Origin of the sequence: Intrasporangium calvum DSM 43043 (assembly GCF_000184685.1) — a bacterium.
GTDB lineage: Bacteria > Actinomycetota > Actinomycetes > Actinomycetales > Dermatophilaceae > Intrasporangium > Intrasporangium calvum.
Window position 1 is genome coordinate 66,277 of the sequence record NC_014830.1, and the last position, 20,909, is coordinate 87,185.

General features: G+C 70.5%; 19 protein-coding genes and 1 tRNA gene. 10 read left to right on the forward strand and 10 right to left on the reverse strand.

Translation table 11 applies throughout. The features are described 5' to 3' along the window. Positions 1-143 precede the first annotated feature (143 nt). Entirely contained in the window at positions 144-395 is a 252-nt protein-coding gene (locus tag INTCA_RS00305; protein ID WP_013490943.1) for a cell division protein CrgA, read from the reverse strand. A gap of 67 nt (positions 396-462) precedes the next feature. Here INTCA_RS00305 and INTCA_RS00310 point away from each other — a divergent pair, with 67 nt between their 5' ends. Together INTCA_RS00310 and INTCA_RS00315 are read left to right on the forward strand one after the other, a co-directional pair. Next, positions 463-1,278 carry a DUF881 domain-containing protein gene (locus tag INTCA_RS00310; RefSeq protein ID WP_013490944.1) on the forward strand — a complete coding sequence of 272 codons (816 nt, stop codon included), beginning with the start codon at positions 463-465 and terminating at the stop codon, positions 1,276-1,278. 13 nt (positions 1,279-1,291) lie between these two features. Next, entirely contained in the window at positions 1,292-1,936 is a 645-nt protein-coding gene (locus INTCA_RS00315) for an aminodeoxychorismate/anthranilate synthase component II (RefSeq protein WP_013490945.1), read from the forward strand. A gap of 6 nt (positions 1,937-1,942) precedes the next feature. Here the strand turns inward: INTCA_RS00315 and pknB are convergent, their stop codons facing one another. Genes pknB through INTCA_RS00350 form a run of 7 tightly spaced genes read right to left on the reverse strand, consistent with a single transcriptional unit; the run spans position 1,943 to position 10,853 of the window. Continuing rightward, complete coding sequence (gene pknB / locus INTCA_RS00320; RefSeq protein ID WP_013490946.1) at positions 1,943-3,829, reverse strand: Stk1 family PASTA domain-containing Ser/Thr kinase; 1,887 nt, start codon at positions 3,827-3,829, stop codon at positions 1,943-1,945. Positions 3,830-3,860: 31 nt separating this feature from the next. Then, entirely contained in the window at positions 3,861-5,168 is a 1,308-nt protein-coding gene (locus tag INTCA_RS00325; RefSeq protein ID WP_013490947.1) for a serine/threonine-protein kinase, read from the reverse strand. Continuing rightward, positions 5,165-6,628: a peptidoglycan D,D-transpeptidase FtsI family protein gene (locus INTCA_RS00330; RefSeq protein ID WP_013490948.1), complete on the reverse strand. Its 1,464-nt coding sequence runs from the start codon at positions 6,626-6,628 to the stop codon at positions 5,165-5,167. The genes INTCA_RS00325 and INTCA_RS00330 overlap by 4 nt, the downstream gene beginning before the upstream one ends. Next, positions 6,625-8,016, reverse strand: a complete 1,392-nt coding sequence (locus tag INTCA_RS20005; protein WP_013490949.1) for an FtsW/RodA/SpoVE family cell cycle protein — start codon at positions 8,014-8,016, stop codon at positions 6,625-6,627. Before INTCA_RS20005 ends, INTCA_RS00330 begins: the two co-directional genes overlap by 4 nt. Next, the gene (locus INTCA_RS20010; protein WP_013490950.1) at positions 8,013-9,476 is read right to left on the reverse strand and encodes a PP2C family protein-serine/threonine phosphatase; all 1,464 of its coding nucleotides are present in this window, start codon (positions 9,474-9,476) and stop codon (positions 8,013-8,015) included. Before INTCA_RS20010 ends, INTCA_RS20005 begins: the two co-directional genes overlap by 4 nt. A 3-nt stretch (positions 9,477-9,479) precedes the next feature. Next, on the reverse strand, positions 9,480-10,043 hold the full coding sequence (locus INTCA_RS00345; protein WP_013490951.1) for an FHA domain-containing protein FhaB/FipA: 564 nt from the start codon (positions 10,041-10,043) through the stop codon (positions 9,480-9,482). A gap of 27 nt (positions 10,044-10,070) precedes the next feature. Further along, positions 10,071-10,853, reverse strand: a complete 783-nt coding sequence (locus tag INTCA_RS00350; protein ID WP_013490952.1) for an FHA domain-containing protein — start codon at positions 10,851-10,853, stop codon at positions 10,071-10,073. A 229-nt stretch (positions 10,854-11,082) separates the two neighbouring features. On the opposite strand from INTCA_RS00350, the gene INTCA_RS18420 reads away from it, so the two are divergent. The 3 genes from INTCA_RS18420 to INTCA_RS00365 all read left to right on the forward strand — a co-directional run bounded on the left by INTCA_RS18420 (position 11,083) and on the right by INTCA_RS00365 (position 13,855). Next, positions 11,083-12,648, forward strand: coding sequence for a MinD/ParA family ATP-binding protein (locus tag INTCA_RS18420; RefSeq protein WP_013490953.1), 1,566 nt, complete (start codon positions 11,083-11,085; stop codon positions 12,646-12,648). A gap of 129 nt (positions 12,649-12,777) precedes the next feature. Further along, positions 12,778-12,860: transfer RNA gene (locus INTCA_RS00360), tRNA-Leu, on the forward strand. Positions 12,861-13,171: 311 nt separating this feature from the next. After that, on the forward strand, positions 13,172-13,855 hold the full coding sequence (locus INTCA_RS00365) for an LON peptidase substrate-binding domain-containing protein (protein ID WP_013490954.1): 684 nt from the start codon (positions 13,172-13,174) through the stop codon (positions 13,853-13,855). 92 nt (positions 13,856-13,947) lie between these two features. Here INTCA_RS00365 and INTCA_RS00370 read toward each other — a convergent pair whose 3' ends face one another. Together INTCA_RS00370 and INTCA_RS00375 are read right to left on the reverse strand one after the other, a co-directional pair. After that, positions 13,948-14,655: a M50 family metallopeptidase gene (locus INTCA_RS00370; protein ID WP_013490955.1), complete on the reverse strand. Its 708-nt coding sequence runs from the start codon at positions 14,653-14,655 to the stop codon at positions 13,948-13,950. Positions 14,656-14,687: 32 nt separating this feature from the next. Beyond that, entirely contained in the window at positions 14,688-15,623 is a 936-nt protein-coding gene (locus INTCA_RS00375) for an alpha/beta hydrolase (RefSeq protein ID WP_013490956.1), read from the reverse strand. A gap of 229 nt (positions 15,624-15,852) precedes the next feature. Here INTCA_RS00375 and INTCA_RS00380 point away from each other — a divergent pair, with 229 nt between their 5' ends. The 5 genes from INTCA_RS00380 to INTCA_RS00400 all read left to right on the forward strand — a co-directional run bounded on the left by INTCA_RS00380 (position 15,853) and on the right by INTCA_RS00400 (position 20,835). Beyond that, a complete protein-coding gene (locus INTCA_RS00380; RefSeq protein ID WP_041307045.1) occupies positions 15,853-16,866 on the forward strand; it encodes a LacI family DNA-binding transcriptional regulator in 1,014 nt (337 codons plus the stop codon). Between the two features lie 83 nt (positions 16,867-16,949). Beyond that, positions 16,950-18,260: an ABC transporter substrate-binding protein gene (locus INTCA_RS00385; protein ID WP_013490958.1), complete on the forward strand. Its 1,311-nt coding sequence runs from the start codon at positions 16,950-16,952 to the stop codon at positions 18,258-18,260. Positions 18,261-18,358: 98 nt separating this feature from the next. Continuing rightward, positions 18,359-19,273: a carbohydrate ABC transporter permease gene (locus INTCA_RS00390; protein ID WP_013490959.1), complete on the forward strand. Its 915-nt coding sequence runs from the start codon at positions 18,359-18,361 to the stop codon at positions 19,271-19,273. Next, positions 19,270-20,196 (forward strand): carbohydrate ABC transporter permease, encoded by a 927-nt coding sequence (locus INTCA_RS00395; protein WP_013490960.1) that lies wholly within the window; start codon positions 19,270-19,272, stop codon positions 20,194-20,196. Before INTCA_RS00390 ends, INTCA_RS00395 begins: the two co-directional genes overlap by 4 nt. A 102-nt stretch (positions 20,197-20,298) precedes the next feature. Further along, positions 20,299-20,835 (forward strand): mycothiol transferase, encoded by a 537-nt coding sequence (locus tag INTCA_RS00400; protein ID WP_013490961.1) that lies wholly within the window; start codon positions 20,299-20,301, stop codon positions 20,833-20,835. Positions 20,836-20,909: the final 74 nt, after the last annotated feature.

Below are 20,909 nucleotides of genomic sequence, written 5' to 3' on the forward strand. Positions count from 1 at the left end.
GGACCCGGGAGACCGCAGCTGAGGTGCGCGCCAGACGTCGAAGGCGTCGAACAGGGTTGTCCACCGCTGTGGACAACCCTGTGGACGTAGTTACATCGTTGTCATTCGTCCCCAGCTGGGGACAAGCTGTGGACAACTCGGGGTCAGCGCCACCGCATCGTCATGATGAAGCCGCCCATGAGGAGTGCGAAGCCGATGGCGAGGTTCCAGACCCCGATCGCGCTGATCGGATAGCGGTACTCCGTGATGTAGTAGGTCACGATCCACAGCAGCCCGAGGACGAGAAGCGTGACGAATGCGGGTGCCCACCACGTCGGGTTGGGCTGGGTGGCCTTGGACTTCGGCGGCGGGATGTACGCAGCCGTCTTGCGGTCACGGCCTTTGGACTCGGGCACTGCAGGCTCCTCGGCTCAGAGCGTGGGTGAGAATAGGTGTGCACAGCCTAGTTGAGAGGTTTCACGCATGGTGACCGACGTCCGGCCGGACCGCGGGTCCGACGACGCCGCACCCCTGAACCCGGTTCCCTCCGCGGACGACGCGCAGCAGCCCGGCGGTGACCGACCGCGGCTCGGATGGCGGTTCCTCGTGCCCATCGTCACCGCAGGCGCCGGCCTCATGTTCGCGATGAGCTTCCAGGCCGCTCAGGGCGACGACCTCCGCGCCGACCGCGACCTGCCGTCCCTCATCATCGAGGGGAACGGGCGCAACGAGGCCAAGGCGAAGGAGCTCGACCTGCTGCAACAGGAGGTCGAAGCCCTGTCCAAGGAGCGCGGTCCGAAGGACAGCCGCCTCGAGGCGCTCAACCGCGAGTCGACGAAGACCGCTGCGGCCGCTGCGGCGACCGCCCTCAAGGGCCCCTCGGTCGAGGTCGTCCTCGACGACTCCAGCCTTTCCCTGGACCAGCTCCCGAGCCGTTACACCGCAGACGACATCGTCGTGCACCAACAGGATGTCCAGGCGGTCGTCAACGCCCTCTGGTCCTCCGGCGCCGAGGCGATGATGATCCAGGACCAGCGGGTCATCTCGACGAGCGCGGTGCGATGCGTCGGCAACACGTTGATCCTCCAGGGACGGGTCTATGCACCGCCCTACCGCATCGAGGCGATCGGCGACGTCGACTCGATGCTCCAGGGCCTCGACGCCGACCCGACGATCAGCACGTACCTCGACTACGTGCAGGCGGTGGGCCTGGGCTGGGCGGTGCACACGCACGCTGAAGCCGAGCTGCCCGCCTACTCGGGATCCGTCGACCTCGACCACGCCACCCCGATCCGCTGACCAGAGAGCCGCCATGTCCGCCACCACCGCTCGCCGCGTGCTCGTCGTCGACAACTACGACAGCTTCGTCTACACGATCGTCGGCTACCTCGAGCAGCTCGGGGCCGACTGCCACGTCGTCCGCAACGACGCCGTCACGGCGAGCGAGGCCGCTCGCTACGACGGAGTCCTCGTGTCACCCGGTCCTGGCACCCCCGAGGAGGCGGGCGTCTCCGTGGCGATCATCGAGGAGTGCGCCCGGACGAGGACGCCGATGTTCGGGGTGTGCCTCGGCCACCAGGCGCTCGCAGTCGTGTTCGGTGCCACGGTCGACCGGGCTCCCGAGCTGCTCCACGGCAAGACCTCCTTGGTCCACCATGACGCCACGGGGGTGCTGCAGGGCTTGCCCTCGCCCTTCACCGCGACCCGGTACCACTCCCTCACCGTGGACCCGTCGACGCTCCCTGCCGAGCTCGTCGCGACCGGCCACACCGACTCGGGGATCGTGATGGCGTTGCGCCATGTCGAGCTGCCGCTGCATGGAGTCCAGTTCCACCCCGAGAGCGTGCTGACCCAGGGCGGCCACCGGATGCTCGCGAACTTCCTCGCCGAGTGCGGTGACGAGGCGGCCGTGGACCGTTCGGCCGGGCTGAGCCCTCTCGTCACCGCGGCGGTGTGATCGGACTCAGCCTGCTCCGCCGTCAGCGGGTGGCTCGCTGGTCGTCGTGCTCGTCTCGGTCCCGCTCGGCGTCTGGATCACGGTCGTCGTCACCGTCTCCGTGGTGGGTTTCGGAGCCGGTGAGGTGGCCACCTCCACCTTGATCTCGGTGCCGATGTCGACCTTCTCCCCCTCCTTGGCCACGGACAGGACCGTGCCGGGAGTCTTGTCCGACTCCACGTCGACCCGCTTCGGGTTGAGCCCGGCCTTGGCGAGCGCGTTGGACGCCAGGGACCAGTCGCGGCCCACCTGGTCATCGGGGACGACGGTCTTGCCGCTTCCGACGACGAGGGTCACCGTCGTGTCCCTGCCGACCTGGGTCCCGATCGGCGGATTGGTCTCGATGACCTTGTCCTTGGCGGTGTCGGGATCGTCCTTCGTCTCGACCCCGACGTTGGTGAGGCCGGCGTCGGCGAGGGCCTTCTCGGCGTCTCCCCGGTCGAAGTTGCGCACGTCGGGGATGGTGATGCTCGCCGGACCGGTCGACACCGTGTAGCGCACCACCGTCCCCTCCTGGACCGCTTCCCCGGCAGCCGGACTCTGCTCGAAGACCTTCCCGGGCTCCATCTCGTTGGAGTCCTCGCTCCGGTTCCCCTGCAAGCCGCGCTGCGCCAGGGCCCGCTCGACAGCGGGCTCGTCCAGACCTCGGAGGTTGGGCACGGTCGTCATCGCGACCGGGGGCTCCTGGTTGCCGAACCAGGTTGCCGCCCCCCAGCCGATGAGGCCGAGGACCGCGAGCACCAGCAGGGTGACCAGAGCGGCGCGGCCCGCGCCGCCGCGCTGCTGACGCTCCTCGACCTCGTCGTGTCCGACGGCCGGCATTCCCGCCGTGTTCTCGTAGCGCTGGCGGCGGGAGGTGATGACGGGTGGCTGCACGACGGTCGCCGCCGCTCCCGCAGCGCCCGCTGCAGGCATCGTCTGCGTCGCCGCTGCACTCGCCGCGCCGGCCGCGCCGGCCGCGAGGGCGCCGCGGGCGGCCGCGCTGATCGGCTGACCGAGCCGGACGTTCTCGAGATCCGCGCGGAAGGAGTCCGCGTCCTGGTAGCGCTGGGTGCGGTCCTTGACCAGGGCGTGGAGCGTCACCGCGTCGAGGTCGCCCCCGACGGCGGCGTTGTACACGCTCGGCGGCTGGGGAGTCTCACCGACGTGCTGGTAGGCGATCGCGACGGGCGAGTCGCCCTGGAAGGGGGGCCGACCGGTCAGCAGCTCGAAGAGCAGGCACCCGGTCGAGTAGAGGTCGCTGCGCGCGTCGACCGTCTGGCCCTGGGCCTGCTCCGGCGAGAGGTACTGCGCCGTGCCCACCACGGACTGCGTCTGCGTCATGGTCGCGGCGCTGTCCGCGATCGCGCGGGCGATGCCGAAGTCCATCACCTTGATGTGGCCGGTCTCGGTGATCATCACGTTGGCCGGTTTGATGTCGCGGTGGACGATGCCCATCCGGTGGCTGTAGGCCAAGGCGTCGAGAATGCCCTCGGTGATCCGGATCGCCTCGGCCGGTGCGAGCTTCTGGTGGACGGTCAGCTGCTGCCGCAGGGTCTTCCCGTCGACGTACTCCATCACCATGTAGGGCACCGTGGTGAGGGTGCCGTTGGGCCCCTCGACCCACGACTCGTCCTCGCCGGAGTCGAAGATGGCGACGATCGAGGGATGGTTGAGCCCGGCTGCCGACTGGGCCTCACGCCGGAACCGCTTGAGAAAGTTCGCGTCGCGGGCCAGGTCCGATCGCAGCATCTTGATCGCGACCTGCCGGCCCAGCCGGGTGTCGTGGCCGAGGTGGACGTCGGCCATGCCGCCGCGGCCGATGAGCTGGCCGACCTCGTACCGTCCGCCGAGGACGCGCGGTGTGGTCGTCACGACTTCTGCCTCTCGTTCGTGCCCTGCGTCATCACTTGTTCCCCTTCCCACGGCCGTTCCCCTTGCCGGGACGGGTTGGATCCACGGTCGGTTCCGCCTTCGCGGTGGGCTCTGGTTTCGCCTGCGCCCGCGTGGACGTCGCGGTCGAGGTCGTCGCCCTGGAGACCGTCGGTGCCGCGGTGGCGGTCGGGCTGGTTGTCGAGACGGCCGGGGGCGCCGTCGGCTGCTGTTGGAGCGTAGCCGTGGGGTCTGCGCCGCCCATGAGGGACCCGAGGGCGAAGGCACCCCAGATCAGGAGGGCCACGAACGGGACGGCGAGCCAGGCCACCGAGGGCCTGCCGCGCTCTTCGGTATGCCGCTGGGCCCGCTTCCGCAGCTCCGCCCGGGTCGGTCGCGGGGCCGGGTCGACCGCGCGGCCCGGGCCGGTCACGTCGGCGTCCGCGACGGACAGCGCCGGGAGCGTCCGAGTGGGGGACGGCTGGGGGGAGAGGGTGGTCGGGGAGGAGCTCAGCGGCATACCTCCCAGGGGAGCGAGCAGCGCGTCGGCGAGGGAACGCGCGTCGGTCGGCCGCTGGTCGGGGTCCTTGACGAGGCAGGCCTCGACGACGGCGCGGAGGTCCTCGGGCACCGTCAGTGGCAGCGGCGGCGGCTCGTCGTTGACCTGCGCGACGGCCGTCGCGACGGGGGTGCCGCAGTCGAACGGCTTGGCGCCGGTGAGCATCTCGTGCGCGATGATGCCGAGGGAGTAGAGGTCGCTCGCCCCGCTCGCCGTCTCGCCGAGGGCCTGCTCGGGGCTGAGGTACTCGGGGGTCCCGAGCACCTCGCCGGTGATCGTGTGGCCCTTGCCCTCGCCGGCGCGGGCGATCCCGAAGTCGGTCAGCTTGGCCTGCCCGCCAGGCGTGACGATGATGTTGGCGGGCTTGACGTCCCGGTGCACCACCCCGGACTCGTGGGCCGCGGCCAGGGCCAACGCCGCTTGGCCGACGATGGAGCGCACCGTGTCGGGCTCGAAGCCCTGTCCTTTCGAGGCGGCGATGATCTCCGAGAGCGGTCGGCCGGGCACCAGCTCCATCACGAGGTAGGGGCTGTCGTTGTCGTCGCCGGAGTCGAACACGGCGGCGATGTTGGGGTGGTGCAGGGCCGCGCTGTGCCGGGCCTCGTCGCGGAACCGGTCCCGATAGCCGGGGTCGTGCGACTCGCGCATGATCTTGACCGCCACCTCACGGCCGAGGACGTCGTCGGTCGCCGACCAGACGTCACCCATGCCTCCCGAGGCGATCGGGGCGCCGAGGGTGTAGCGCGAGCCGAGGACGTGACCGGGTCGGAACGCGGTGCTCATCGGCCGATCACCGCCTCCATGACGGCCTTGGCGATGGGGGCCGCGACCGCGGCGCCACCCACCTCGTTGCCGCTGACCCCGCTCTCCTCGACGATGACGGCCACGGCCACCCGCGCGTCGTCCGCGGGGGCGAAGCTGATGAACCAGGCGTGCGGGCTCTTCTCGAGGTCGTGCTGCGCGGTGCCGGTCTTGCCTCCGACGGCGACCCCGGGGATCTGCGCGCGGCGGCCGCTGCCGTTGTCCACCACGGAGACCATCATCCGCTTGAGGATGTCGGCCGTGCGCGTCGAGACCGCCTGCGACAGCTCCTTCGGGTCGGGCGGGCCGTCGATGACGTCGAGGTCGGCGGTGCGGACCGACTGGATCAGGTAGGGGGTCATCACCCGGCCCTGGTTGGCGATCCCTGCCGCGATCATCGCCATCTGGAGCGGTGTCGTGCGGACCTCGTACTGGCCGATCGCCGACTGGGCCGCCTGGGGCTGGTTCATCTCCGCCGGCATCGTGCTCGGCGAGACCCGCATCGGGATCTGGATCGAGTCGCCGAAGCCGAACTTGGCGGCCTGGGCGCGCAGCTGCTCGCCGCCGAGCTCGAGGCCGAGTGAGCCGAAGGCGGTGTTGCACGAGATCTCGAGCGCATGGAGCAGGGTGGTGCGGTCATCGGGGCCGCAGGGCTGACGGGTCTCGTTGGGCAGCGGCTGGTCCGTGAGCGGCAGGTCCAGCGCGGCGGGGCCGGGAACCATGGAGCTCTCGTCGTCGACGATGCCCTGCTCCAGCGCCGCCGCGGCGGTGACGACCTTGAACGTCGACCCCGGCGGATAGAGGTCACCACTGATGGCCCGGTTGGTGAACGGCTTGGACCGGTCCGTCGAGAGCTTCTTCCACGCCGAGGCGGCTTTGTCCAGGTCATGGCTCGACAGCGGGTTGGGGTCGTACTGCGGGTGGCTCACCATCGCGAGGATCGCGCCGGTCCTCGGGTCGAGGGCGACCACCGCGCCCCGGTTCTTGCCGAGGGCGTCGGAGGCCGCCTGCTGGACCTTGGGGTCGATGGTCAGCTCGATCGTGGCGCCGGCCGTCTCGCGCCCGGTGAGCAGGTCGGTGACCCGGCGGACGAAGAGGCGGTCCGCCTTGCCGGAGAGGAGGTCGTCCGCGGCGTCCTCGAGGCCGAAGGGGTTGCCGACGGAGTAGGCGTAGAAACCGGTGATCTGCGAGTAGAGCCGGCCGTCGGGGTAGGTGCGGAGCCAGCGGTACTGGTCGTCGACCTCGACGGACTTGGCGATGGGCTGTCCCGCGACGAGGATGGAGCCGCGCTCCTGCGCATAGTTGTCGAGGAGCGTGCGCTTGTTGGCGGCCATGCCGCGCATGGACCCGGCCTGCACGAACTGGATGACCGTCGAGGCGACGAGCAGCGCGCCGAAGAGGGCGGCGATGAGGACGGAGAGCCGGCGGATCGCGGTGTTCACAGGCGCACCACCTGCGTCGCCTCCGCGGTCGCGGGGTCGGCGCCGACCCCGATCGGCAGTGCCGGGACGGGGCGGCGGGCCTGGTCGGAGATCCGCAGCAGGAGCGACATGATGATCCAGTTGGCGAGCAGCGAGGATCCCCCCAGGGAGAGGAAGGGCGTCGTGAGCCCGGTCAACGGGATGAGCCGGGTCACGCCGCCGATGACGATGAAGAGCTGGAACGCGACCGAGAAGGTCAGCCCGATGGCGAGCAGCTTCCCGAACCCGTCACGCACACCGAGGGCCGTCCGAACGCCCCGCTCGACGAAGAGCAGGTACAGCATGAGGATTCCGACCGCCCCGATGAGCCCCAGCTCCTCGGCGAGACTGGCGAAGATGTAGTCACTCTCGGCGAAGGGGGTGAGCCACGGCCGACCGGCCCCCAGGCCGGTGCCGGTGAGACCACCGGCAGCCATCCCCCACAGCCCGTTGGCAAGCTGGTTGGAACGCTCGAGGTTCTCCGTGGAGAACGGGTCGAGCCACAGGTCGACCCGCTTCTGGAAGTGCGCGAAGGCCGACAGGGCGAACGCGACGGCAGCCCCGAAGAGGAGCAGGCCGATGGCGATCCACGAGACCCGCTCCGTGGCGACGTAGAGCATCGCCACGAAGAGCCCGAAGAAGAGGAGCGCCGACCCGAGGTCCTTCTCGAAGACGAGGATGAGCAGCGCGAGAACCCAGGCGACGAGGATCGGGCCCAGGTCGCGCCCGCGGGGGAAGGTGAAGCCCAGCACGCGCTTGCCCGCCAGGCTGAGGACGTCACGGGTCTGGACGAGGTAGCCGGCGAAGAAGACGGCCAGGGCGATCTTGGCGAACTCGCCCGGCTGGAAGCTGAACGGCCCGACGGCGATCCAGATCCGGGAGCCGTTGACCTCGCGCCCCAGCCCCGGCACGAGCGGCAGGGTGAGCAGGATGAACCCCACCGCGAGCGAGATGAACGTGTAGCGACGCAGGAGCCGGTGGTCCCGCAGCGTCCAGATCGCGGCGACGGTCAGCGCGACCGCGAGGGCGGTCCAGATGATCTGCTGGTTGGCGTTGCCGTCGGCGCCGAGCCGGCCCGCGGCGAGGTCGAGTCGGTGGATCATGACGAGGCCGAGGCCGTTGAGCGCCGTGGTGATCGGGAGCAGGACCGGGTCGGCGTAGGGCGCCTTCCAGCGCAGCACCACGTGGACGACCCCCGCGAGGACGACGAGGCCGCCGGCGACCGGGATGATCTCGGCGGGGACCGTGCCGTTGCGGTTGAGGTCGACGGTCACCCAGGCCAGCAGCACGACGGCGATCGCCACGATGAGCAGGACCAGCTCGACGCCTCGGCGCGTTCTCGGGGTGACCGGCTCGACGGTGGTCGTCATCCGACCACCTCGGTCGACGACCCCAGCGCGGCGCGGGCGGGCTGGCTCGGGCCCGGTGTCGGGGCTGCATTCGGGGCCGGCGCGGTGGTCGGTGTCGTCGAGGTCGTGGACGACGTCGGGATCGGTGCGGTGCTCGGTGGGGTGCTCGGGCTGGTCGGCGTGGTCGGGGTGGGGGTCGGCGTCGTCACCGGGGTGTCTCCGCACGGGATCCCGGTGGTGGCGAGGCCGCGGCAGCGCAGCGCCTCGGCGCGGAGCCGGTCGACCTTGGCCCGGGCGTCGGCGAGGTCGGCGGCCGGGATGGTCCGGGACACCGCCGCCTGGACGTCGGACGGCAGCTCGGTCACGACCACGTCGCTGCGAACCTCGATGCCGGAGAGGTCGATCGGGCCGATCTCGCCGTCGACCCCGCGGAAGATCGCGACCTGCCCGGCGTCGGCGCCGACGTAGAACTGCTGTTGGGACCAGGCCCACGCCGCGTAGCCGCCGCCGACGAGGATGCCGAGCACGACCAGGGTCGCGAGCGCGCGGCGCAGGCCCCTGGACCGGCGGGACCGGCGCGTGCTCTCGGCCAGCTCCGGCGCCGGGTCCACCCGTTCCTTCTGACCGAGGGCCTCGCGGGAGAGGGCGGCTGCCTTCTCCGCAGGCGTCGTCGGAATCGCCTTGGTCTTGTCCCGAAGGCTGCGTGCCGCGGCTCCGACGACCTGGGGGACCGTGGTGGGCAGGTCGTCACCGTCCGGGTCGACGACATCGGCGACGATGACGGTGACGTTGTCGCGGGTGTGGGCCTTGAGGGCCACCTCGACGCAGCGGTCCGCGGCCTCCTCCGGCGACGCAGCGCCGGCGAGGATCTCCTCGATGACGTCGGCCCCGACGAAGTCGGACAGGCCGTCCGAGCAGAGCAGGAAGCGGTCGCCGACCTTGGCCTCGCGCAGCGAGGTGTCCGGGTCGTCGTCGGGCTGGCCGGTCATGACGCGGGTCACCACCGACCGCTGGGGGTGGCTGCCCGCCTCCTCCTTGGAGATCCGGCCCTCGTCGACGAGCTGCTGGACGAACGAGTGGTCCTTGGTGATCTGGCTGAAGCTGTCACCGCGGAGCATGAACGCCCGCGAGTCGCCGATGTGCGCCATGGCGATCTTGTTGCCGGTGCGCAGCATGACGATGGTGGTCGACCCCATGCCCGCGAGGTCGGAGTTCTCGCGCATCGCCCGAGTCAGCCTGGCGTTGGCGGACCGCAGGGAGCGCTCGAGCAGCGGGATCGCCTGGTCCGCCCCGATGTCCTCGTCGTCGAGGGGCGCCAGCTCCCCGACGATCATCGAGCTCGCCACGTCACCTGCGGCGTGGCCGCCCATCCCGTCGGCGAGGACGAGGAGGTTGGGCCCGGCGTAGCCGGAGTCCTCGTTGCGGGACTTCGGCCCCAGACCCAGGTCGGAGCGCGCGGCGTAGCGCAGGGCGATGGCCATCTCTCAGTCCCGGAACTCGAGGAGTGTCGTGCCGATGCGCAACGTCGTGCCCACCTCGACCGGCTGGGGCGACGTCAGCTTGTCCCGGCCGATGAACGTGCCGTTGGTGGACCCGAGGTCCTCGACCACCCACCCGCCGACGGTCGCCGGGTCCTGGAAGATGCGGCAGTGCCGCCCGGACGCGTAGTCGTCGTCGAGGACGAGGGCGCACTCGGGGTTGCGTCCGATGAGGATGGCCTGGCCACGCAACGGGAGCGAGGTCCCCGCCAGGGGGCCCTCGGTCACGACGACCTTGGTGGGTGCACCCCTCGAGCGACCCCGGCCGAAGCGGGCCCGCTGCGGCGTCGGGTCAGGCCCGGCCAGCGGGGCGGGCGCCGGGGCGCGCCGGGCCTCCTTCGCCGCCCGCTGCTGCTGACGCTCCTGCTCGCGCAGGGCCTTGCGCTGCGAACGGCGCGAGACGCTCGTCCCGTAGATGTCGGTGCGGAGCACTCCGACCACGCTGAAGACGAAGATCCACAGCAGCGCAAGCAGCCCCAGCCGCAGCAGGGTGAGGGTCAGTTCGCTCATGCGGCTCCAGTCATTGCGGGCAGCGCCTCACCGGCGACCCGCACGGAACGTGGCGGAGGTCCGGCCGAGCGTGAGACGGTCGCCGTCCTCGAGGCGCACGCTCGTGATGCGCTCGCCGTTGACGAAGGTGCCGTTGGTCGAGTTGAGGTCGCGGATCGACGTGACGAGGTGCGGCCCGTCGGTGGTCACCCGGATCTCGCTGTGGCGGCGCGACACCCCGGGGTCGTCGAGCACGATGTCGGCCGACTCGTCGCGACCGAGCGTCGTCAGGCTGCCGAGCAGCGGGTAACGGTCACCGCTGATGTCGAGCCAGGGCCGGGCTGACGGGTTGACCCGAGCCGGCCGGCTCGGCGGCTGCTCGTCGACGAGGGTGCCGCTCGGGGTCGGTCGCGGGGCCGGCGGCGCGGAGCGGGGCGGTGGCGGCGTGTCACTGCCGGGACGCTTGGCCGTGGCCGGCCGCACTCGGAAGACGCCGGTCTCGAGACCCTCTCCCTCGATGAGGATGACCTCGAGCGGACCGCCCGGCTGGTAGCCCTGTGAGTCGGCGTGCTCCTGGGCGGCAGCGACGAGGTCGTCGGACAGTTCGTCCTCGTAGTCGCCGAGCCGGTCGTAGTCGGTCGCGCTGAGCTCGATGGTGTAGAGGTTCGGGACCATGGCGCGCCCGTGACCGAGCAGCGCCGCCCGGTCGTCCATGGCCCGTCGGATCGCCGAGGCGATCTCGACGGGCTGCACCTCGGACTTGAACGCGCGGGCGAAGGCGCCGTGGACAGCCTTGGCGAGACCGTGCTCGACCCGGTTGATGATTCCCACGCCGTCTCCTCTTCTACCCGGCTGCGCCCCGGGCGTCTCATCGTAACGGGCTGGCCCTCCGGACGCCCCATCCGCGGACGGTCGCAAGCCTCCTATTCCACCGGTCACCGGGCCGCGCCGGGGTGTCCGCTGGATAACGATTGGGTTTGCCCTCGGGCCGATGCATGGGAGTATCGACGAGCGTGCCTGTACGGGCGCGTGCATGTGCTAGGCCAGCGAGGAGTGCTCGATGAGCAACGACGACAGCGGCGGCGCCAAGGGGCAGGGCATCCCCGGCTACTCCGCCAACAACACCATTCCCGGCGGGTTCTCCCTCCCACTCCCCACGGCAACGAACTCTGCCGCCGACGCCGTCGCCGAGGCCCCCGAGCCGGCTGATCCCTGGTCCTCCACCTGGGACGACACGTCCTGGCAGCTGCCTGAGCCCGACTCCAGCGTCAGCCTCTACTCCCGTGACGAGCTGAGCCAGTACGCCGGCACGGACCACGGCGACCGGTCCGACTGGGCCGACTCCTACGACCACGGCGGGGACCAGGCGGGCGCCCCGAGAACCGGCGCGCTCAGCGGGTGGGATGCGTGGGAGCCCTCAGGCGCGAGCGGGTTCAACCCCGACACCGGCCACTGGTCCGACCTGCAGCACAACGACGAGACGGCCGCCCGGTCAGCGGAGGAGTACTCCGGTTGGACCCCGGCCGGCTCGCCCGCACCGGCCCCCCTCAACGGCCTGCACCATCCGGGCGTGCACGTCGCCGCCGTGCAGGCGCACGCCGCGACGCCCCCGATCGACCCGGACGTGGCCGCAGCGGCAGTGGAGCTCGGGCACGATCCGGGCTCAGCGGCATACGGCCCGGAACCGTTGGTGCACGTCGACCACGAGCGACCGAACGCCGACGACCTCATCACGGTCCGCTCGAAGGGGGAGCGGCAGAAGGTCAAGGCGAGCTCCGGTCTGCGACGCGCCTTCGGCCTCGGACCGGGGCTGAGGGAGCTGCTCGAGCGCGACCGCATCGACCGGATCGCCCGACCCCTGTCCGGCCGCAAGACGATCATGGTCATCAACACCAAGGGCGGCGGCGGCAAGACCCTGGTCACCCTCATGCTCGCGAGCTACCTCGGCCGGTACCGCTCCGGCTCCGTCCTGGCCTGGGACAACAACGAGACCGAGGGCACGCTCGGCATGCGAGCCCCGTCGCAGAGCCACCACCGCACCGTCGTCGACCTCCTCGGCGCCCTGCCGTCGATCGCGGCCGACCCCAACGCCGGCACGTCCGAGCTCGAGCACTGGGTCCGGGAGCAGCGCGGCCTGTCGTTCGACGTCCTCGCCTCGGCAGACGACGACGAGGCGATGCGCGTCATCGGGGAGCAGGAGTTCGAGGACCTGCACACCCAGCTGTCCCGCTTCTACCGGATGATCGTCGTCGACACGGGCAACAACCGACTGTCCCCGAACTGGCTCGCAGCAGCGGCCCGCGCCGACATGCTCGTCTTCGCGACGTCACTCAAGGACGACACCTCCGTCGTCGCGGCGAAGAACCTCGACGCGCTCGTGGCGATGGGCCGCGGCGACCTCGTCAAGAACGCCGTCTGCGTGATCTCGCACACGACGGCCAAGGGCAACGACGTCGGTGCCGGCGTGCACACGCGTGAGCACTTCGAGCAGTGGGTCCGCGCGGTCGTCGACATTCCGTACGACCCGGCGCTCGCACCGGGCCTCCACCTCGACCCGCTCAAGATCAGCCGGAAGACCCACGAGTCGTGCATGGAGATGACGGCCACCGTCGTCGACGGCCTCTGACGGGCCGGTTCCACGGCTGAGCTGAGATCAGATCGGTGACCCCGTCGTTCCCGATCTGACCTCGCCCCGTCGCCCGCCGGCCCGGTTTGGCGATCTCGGCCGTCATGCAGCACACTGTCTGCTTGTCACGCGCGAGTGGCGGAACGGCAGACGCGCTGGCTTCAGGTGCCAGTGTCCGAAAGGGCGTGGGGGTTCAAATCCCCCCTCGCGCACAGTTCGGAGGCCCCCGACGGATCATCCGTCGGGGGCCTCCGTCGTTCCGACGAGCCTGTCGCGAGAACCGCCCCGGTGCCATCGGGCGACTACGTAACTGACTCCCGACGCGAGTCAGTGGTACCCACTGACCCGCCACGCGCATCAGTGGTACCCACTGACCCGCTTGGGGGGTCAGTGGGTTGGTCACAGTGGGCGGCGCGGGCCGAGACGAGCCGGATGCCGCTGGGCTCGCCCCCAGCGTTCCCCCGGTCTCTGGCCACTCGGCTCCACGGGCGACGACGCCGGTTCGGCGACCTACGCTGGATGGGTGGCCTCCCTGCCGCTCTTCCCGCTCGGCGCGGTGCTTCTGCCCGGGGCCCGGCTCCCGCTGCAGGTGTTCGAGCCGCGGTACGTCGCGCTCCTGCGTGACCTCATCGCCGCCCAGGACGAGCACTCGCCCGTGTTCGGCATCATCGCCATCCGGGAGGGGAACGAGGTCGGCGAGGGCGCGGTCCGCTCGCTGTACGACGTCGGCTGCGGGGCCCTGCTGACCCACGTGGCCGCCCTCGGAGGCCAGCGGTTCTTCGTCATCGTCGAGGGGACGGACCGGTTCCGGCTCGGGACGGTCGACCGCACTGCCGGCACCCGGTACACGACGGCGCAGGTGTCGTGGCTCGACGAGCCTGACGGGGACCCTGCGGCGATCGCGCCGCTTGCCGGACGGTTGCGGGCCGAGCTCGAGGCGTTCCGGGAGCTGGCCCGCGTCGCCCAGCAGCGGGCCGGTGACCCGGGCGCGGGCGAGGTGGTGATCCCACAGGTGCCGCGTGCGCTCGCCTATGCGGTGCCGCTCATCGTGTCGCTCGACCTGGCAGACCGTCAGCGCCTCCTCGAGTGTCCTGACACCGAGTCGCGCTTGCGTCTCGGGCTGGAGCTGACGCACCGCGAGCGTGAGCTGGCCCACGCGCTGGGCGCGACCCTCAAGGCTCCCCAGTCCCCCTTCGACCTGAGCTAGTCGCGAGCCAGCCGGTTAGTCGGCCGGAGCCGACCGGAGCCGACCGGAGCCGACCGGAGCCGACCGGGGGGCTGGACCGCCGGCCCCCTCAGTCAGCGGAGGGCCGTGAGCACCTCGACCGCCAGCAGCCACGAGCCCGCCGCGCAGGCGAGCGCGAAGCTGAGGGTCCAGACGACTCCGGGGATGTGCGTCAGCGACGCGAGGACTCCTGGGTCGCTCGACCGGTCGCGGCTCCCCGCCACGGCCGCGAGGTGGCGCCACGCCCCGACGACGAGCACGATGCCCGTGCCGACCAGCAGCTGCGCCTGGAGGACGTCGTCGCGCCACCACCAGAGCGCACCTGTTGCAGCCAGGGCGACGAGCATGACGAGCAGGGTGAGCGCCGACCGGACCCGGACGAGGGCGACGAGCAGGACCACGATGACGCCCGCGATGAACGCCGCCGCCCAGCCCCGCCCGGCCAGCCACGCCATCGCCGCACCGACGAGGGCCGGAGCCGGATAACCCGCCCACGTGGACACGACACGTCCCGGCCCGCGTGGCCGCCCCACGGTCACCGCGTGCCCCGACATGTCGCCACGGAGGACGAAGCCGGTGAAGCGCCGACCCACTGCCATCCCGACCACTGCGTGACCGAGCTCGTGCACGAGCGTCACGGCGATCCGGAGCACTCGCCACAACGGCTCCACTGCGACGACGAGCAGCGAGCCGGCCAGCACGGTCCACACGGCTGCGGCGGTCAGCGTCACGTCACCGGTCGCCGGTTCGAGGCGGGCAACCAGCTGGTCCATCCAGTCCATGGCCGCCGAACCTAGCGCACGGCCCGGCGGCCCTAGTGCGCCGGGAGCCGCTCGGCCAACCACGCGACGATGTCGTCCATGACCTCGTCGCGGTTCGTCTCGTTGAGCAGCTCGTGACGCGCCTCCGGGTAGACCTTCATCGTGACGTCACGCACGCCGAGCCGCTCGTACTGCGCGGCAACCCGAGCGACGCCCTTGCCCATGCCGCCCACGGGGTCCATGTCGCCCGAGACCAGGAGGATGGGCAGGTCCTTGGACACCCGGGACACTTCCCCGTCGGCATTGACCCGCGCCAGGCCCTCGAGCAGGTCAGCGTAGAAGCCGGCGGTGAACACGTTGCCGCACTCGAGGTCCGCGACGTACTTGTCGACCTCCTCGGGGTCCCGGGACAACCAGTCGAAGGCCGTCCGGTTCGGCTTGAACGGTGCGTTGTACTGGCCGAACGTCAGCGTGTTCATCAGCCCGCTCGGGTGCCGCCGGCCACGCGCCCGCGCCTGGGCCAGCGCCACCACGCGCCCGACCCGACCGAGGGCGCCGGGATCCCCTGCAGTGCCGGACAGCACGAGCCCCGCGAGCTCGTGACCCCAGGTGAGCACGTAGGCACGAGCGAGGAACGACCCCATGCTGTGGCCGAAGAGCACGACCGGCAGGTCCGGGTGCTGGCGCCGGGCCATCTCGGTCACTGCGTGCAGGTCGGCGACCACGGTGTCGAACCCCGCCCTGTCGGCCAGGTACCCGTGGTCCGGAGTCGCGGACGAAGCGGTCTGCCCGTGTCCACGGTGGTCCGCGGCGTAGACGGCGTACCCCTCCCGCGTCAGGCGCTCCGCGAACCGTTCGTACCGCGCGGAGTGCTCGGCCATCCCGTGCGCGAGCTGGACCACGGCGCGGCCCGGCCCGTCAGGCAGCCAGCGCCGGACGAAGAGCGGGGTGCCGTCGGTCGTGGTCAGGGTGTCGGTGCTCGACCGCATGGTTCTCCTTCGATGAGGCCAGGGGCTCTCCACCGCACGGTAGCGCCGACCCAGCCCAGCGGCATACGTCAGGCGTTGCGCCAGGACTGTCCTGATCGGACAAGCCATCGGACAGGACCACGTCAGCCGGTCACGGGAAGGTCACGTCGCGTTGCCGTCCGGAGCAGGACTCTGCTGTCATCAGGGAATGACAGCGGAGTCACGCGATCGGACGACGAGCCGGCCGACAATGGCCGACATCGCCGCCGAAGCGCACGTCTCCGTCAAGACAGTCTCCCGCGTCGTCAACCACGAGCCCGGGGTTCGTCCGGACACCGCCGAACGCGTCCGGGGCGTCATCGAACGGATCGGGTTCCGGCGTGGCGACAGCGGGTCGACCCTGCGCCACGGCCGTACCTTCACGATCGGGCTCGTCGTCGAGGACCTCGCCGATCCGTTCTACTCGCAGATCAGCGCCGCCGTGGAGCGTGAGGCGCGGATCCACCGCTACCTCCTCGTGACCGCCTCAGCGGAGGGCTCACCGACCCGCGAGCGCTCGGTCCTCAAGGGTCTCGTCGCCCGGCGCGTCGACGGCCTGGTCGTCGTGCCGGCCGGCGAGACACCGGTCGCCGACCCGACGGTCATCTCGAGCCGGACCCCGGTTGTCTACCTCGACCGGCCCGTCCTCAGCGAGACACCGGTCGACACCGTGCTGTCGGACAACCTCGGCGGCATCCGCAGCGCCGTGGAGCACCTCGTCGCCCACGGGCACCGGCGGATCGGCTTCCTCGGTGACTCGCCGGACGTCTGGACCGCGCGGCAGCGCCGTGAGGGGTTCATCACGACGCTCCGCGACCTCCGGCTGCCCGGCACCCCGCTCGTCGCCATGGGTCCGCACACCCCCGAGACGGTGCGGACCGCCCTGACCCGGTGGACGTCAGGCGCCGACCCGGTCACCGCTGTCATCACCGGCAACACCCGCGTGACGATCCCGGCCCTCACGTCCCTGCACCACTGGGCGACGCAGCTCTCGTACGTCGCCTACGACGACTTCGAGCTGTCCGACGTCGTCGAGCCCGCCGTCACCGTCGTCCACCAGGACCCGGCCGCGATGGGCCAGAAGGCAGCGCAGCAGCTCTTCGCCCGGCTGCTCGGCGACGAGGGTCCGGCCCAGGTCGTCGTCCTGCCCACCCGTCTCATCGTCCGTGCGTCAGGCGTGCCACGGCATCCCGGCCGTGACGTGCGGACCGTGAGCGCCTCATGACACCCGAGACCACCGCCCGCTCCCGGGCACACACCACCACGCCGTCCGGCACCCAGCCAGGACGGCAGGAACGAGGAGGATCAATGCGCAACAGGTCTGTTGCAACCGTGGCGATCGCGACGATCGCCGCCCTCGGCCTCGCCGCGTGCGGGTCGTCGAACGAGCCAACCCCGACGCCGGGTGGTGACACGTCGTCGCTGGCGACGACGTCCGGCGGAGCCGGTGGCGAGGTCGGCGTCTTCACCTGGTGGGCCGCGGGCTCCGAGAAGAAGGGCCTCGACGAGCTGGAGAAGCTCTTCAAGGAGAAGTATCCCAACGACACGTTCGTCAACCTCGCCGTCGCCGGTGGCGCGGGCTCGAACGCCAAGGCCAAGCTGGCCTCGGACCTGCAGAACAACCAGCCGCCCGGCTCCTTCCAGGGCCACGCGGGCGCGGAGCTGCTCGACTACATCGACGCGGAGCAGATCGAGCCGGTCAACGACGTCATCGCCGCGCTCGGTGGCGACAAGGTCTTCCCGAAGAGCCTCCTCGACCGCCTCACGGTGGACGGGAACATCTACTCGGTGCCGTCCAACATCCACCGCGCGAACGTCGTGTGGGCCAACACCGAGGTGCTCAAGAACGCCGGGATCAACGCCGTCCCGACGGACATCAAGGGCTGGATCGCCGACATGGAGAAGGTCAAGGCCTCCGGAGTCGCCACGCCGCTGTCCGTCGCCGGTACGTGGACGCAGCTGCAGCTCTTCGAGACCGTCCTCATCTCGGACCTCGGAGTCGACAAGTACAACGGCCTCTTCGACGGCAAGACCGCGTGGGACTCCCCCGAGGTGAAGCAGGCCGCAGCCGACTACAAGACGCTGCTGACCTACGCCAACACCGCCTCCGACGGTGACGACTGGCCCGTCGCGACCGACATGGTCATCGACGGCAAGGCCGCGTACAACGTCATGGGGGACTGGGCCGTGGCCGAGTTCGCCGCCAAGGGCAAGAAGGAGCAGACCGACTACCAGTACTTCGCCGTTCCCGGCCAGGAGGGCGTCTTCGACTTCCTCGCTGACTCGTTCACCCTCCCCAAGGGCACGAAGAACCCCGGCGGCACGAAGGACTGGCTCATGCTGATCGGCTCGGCCGAGGGCCAGAAGGCCTTCAACCTGGCCAAGGGCTCCATCCCCGCCCGCACCGACGTGCCGGCGACGGACTTCCCGCCCTACCAGCAGTCCGCCATGGAGGCGTTCAAGACGAACGACATCGTCTCGTCGATCGCCCATGGTGCGGCCGTGTCCCTGGCGTGGAACGCTGACATGAGCACCGCGATCAGCAAGTTCTACACGACCAAGGACGACGCTGGGCTCGTCACCGACCTGACCGCTGCGGCCAAGAAGTACCTGCCCTGAGTCACACTCAGCACCAAGGGAAGTGAGCCGTATGCCGCTGAGCCAGCTCAGCGGCATACGGCCCCTCCCGCTCCTCCCGTCCTTCCAAGGAGACGCACATGCGCACGGCAACCAAGGTCCGTGACTGGCTGCCCGGCTTCCTGCTGGTGCTCCCGTCGGTCATCGTGGTGGGGATCTTCGTCTACTGGCTCATCCTCCAGAACGTCCTGACCTCGCTCGACCGCACGGTGACCCGCGCGACCAAACGCGTGACCAACCCCGGCGGGGTCGAGAACTACACCAACCTGCTCGGCGACGACGGCTACCAGCACGCGCTCTTCAACCTCCTGGTCCTCACGGTCGTCTTCGTCGCGGGAACCATGGTCTTCGGCCTGCTCTGGGCCGTCCTGCTGGAGAAGGGCGTCAACGCGGAAGGTGTCTTCCGCTCGGTGTACCTGCTCCCGATGGCGATCTCGTTCATCGCGGCCGGAATCGTCTGGCGCTGGCTCCTCTCTCCCGGCAAGGGTGAGCAGGCGGTCGGCCTCAACCAGCTCCTCGCGATGATGGGGCTGGAGCGGTTCCAGAGCTCGTGGTGGCAGTCGCCGAACACGCTGTCGATGGCGGCGATGGCGATCCCCGCGATCTGGCAGCTCTCCGGCTACGTCATGGCGCTCTTCCTCGCCGGCTTCCGGGGCATCTCCGACGACCAGCGCGAGGCGGCCCGGATCGACGGCGCGACCGAGCGGCAGATCTACCGGCACGTCCTCTTCCCGCAGCTGTCGCCGATCGCCCTGTCCGCGCTGATCATCATCGGCCACATGTCGATGAAGATGTTCGACCTCATCTACGCGATCGCCGGGCAGAACTCCTACAAGGCCTCGGTCCCCGCGACCCTCATGTGGACGCAGATGTTCCAGCAGAACAACCCGACCGCGGCGGCGGCCAACGCGACGATCCTGCTCGTTCTCGTCGCGCTCGTCGTCGTGCCCTACCTGATCTACACGAACAAGACGGAGAAGGAGACCCGCGGATGACCACGGCAACGGCACAGACGGCGCCGGTGGCCCCGGGCACTGACGCGCTCGGAGTACGCGTCTCCACCGGCAAGGCCCCCGGCACCGAGGGCACGGCCCTGGGTCGGACCCTGCGCTACGCGCTCCTCATCCTCTTCGTCATCCTCATCCTCATCCCCCTCTACGTCCTCTTCGTGACGAGCTTCAAGCGGAGCGGGGACGTCAACGCGAGCCAGGCGTGGACCTTCCCGAGCGCCTGGTCGATCGACGGCTGGCGCGCGGCCTGGGACTCGCTCTCGCCGGCCCTCTTCCGGTCGGTGATCCTCGCGACGTCGGTGGCGGTGCTGTCGGCGTCGCTCGGCTCGCTCAACGGCTTCGTCTTCGCCAAGTGGCGCTTCCCGGGTGCGACGACGATCTTCACGCTCTTCCTCTTCGGGATGTTCATCCCCTACCAGGCCGTGATGATCCCGCTCCAGGGGATGCTGCTGGACGTCCAGGGCACCCCGGGTTTCTCGTGGTTCGACGGGATCGCCAAGCTCATTGCCGTCCACGTCATCTTCGGCATCCCGATCTGCACGCTGATCTTCCGGAACTACTACGCCACGGCGCTGCCCAACGAGATCCTCGAGGCGGCCAAGGTCGACGGTGCCGGGATGCTCCGGACCTTCCGCTCCATCGTGCTGCCGATCTCGGCGCCCGGCTTCGTCGTGACGATGATCTGGCAGTTCACCTCGGCGTGGAACGACTTCCTCTTCGCGCTCTTCCTGACGAACCGCAACACCGGGCCGGTGACCTACGCGCTCAACGAGCTCGCGGGTGGGCAGAACCCGGACTACCCGTCGATCATGGCGGGCGTGCTGCTCGCCTCGCTGCCGACCCTGCTCGTCTACATCCTGCTCGGCCGGTACTTCATCGGCGGCCTCATGAGCGGCTCCGTCAAGTAGCCATCGAAAGAGCAGTTCGTCCGCCCGCGCGCCGGTGTCGTCCGGTGTGAAGGGGGACGAACTGCTCTTTCGATGGAGCCGCGGGCGGGCCATGCTGGGGGCATGGACGACAGCCGCACCTCCGCCAGCACCACCACCGAGCTGCTCATCGACGGGTTCGGCCGGATCGCGGAGGGGGTCCCCGGGGTCGTCGCGGGCCTCAGCGCCGAGCAGCTGCTCTGGCGGCCGGACCCGGAGGCCAACCACATCGCGTGGCTCGTCTGGCACCTGAGCCGGCAGCAGGACGAGCAGCTGGCCGGCCTGGGTCACGTTCGGTCCGCGTGGCGGTCAGGGGACTGGGCCGCGCGCTTCGACCTGCCCTACGCGCCCGATGCCCACGGCTACGGCATGTCGGCGGCAGAGGTCGGCGCCTTCACGGTCCCCGACCCGGCGCACCTCGTCGGCTACCACGAGGCGGTCCACGAGGTGACCCTCACGGTCCTGCGCGGACTGGGGGCAGACGACTACGGCACCGTCATCGACCGCAGCTGGGACCCGCCGGTCACGGTCAGCGTCCGAATCGTCTCGGTGCTCGACGACGCGGCCAAGCACCTGGGGCAGGCGCAGTACGTCAGAGGGATGGTCCTGCGCCGCAGCTGAGGTGCCCGCGTGACCAGAGGGACCGGTGTGGCTCCACAGGCGGGCCCCGCTGCCCACGAAGCGGGCACGGTTGG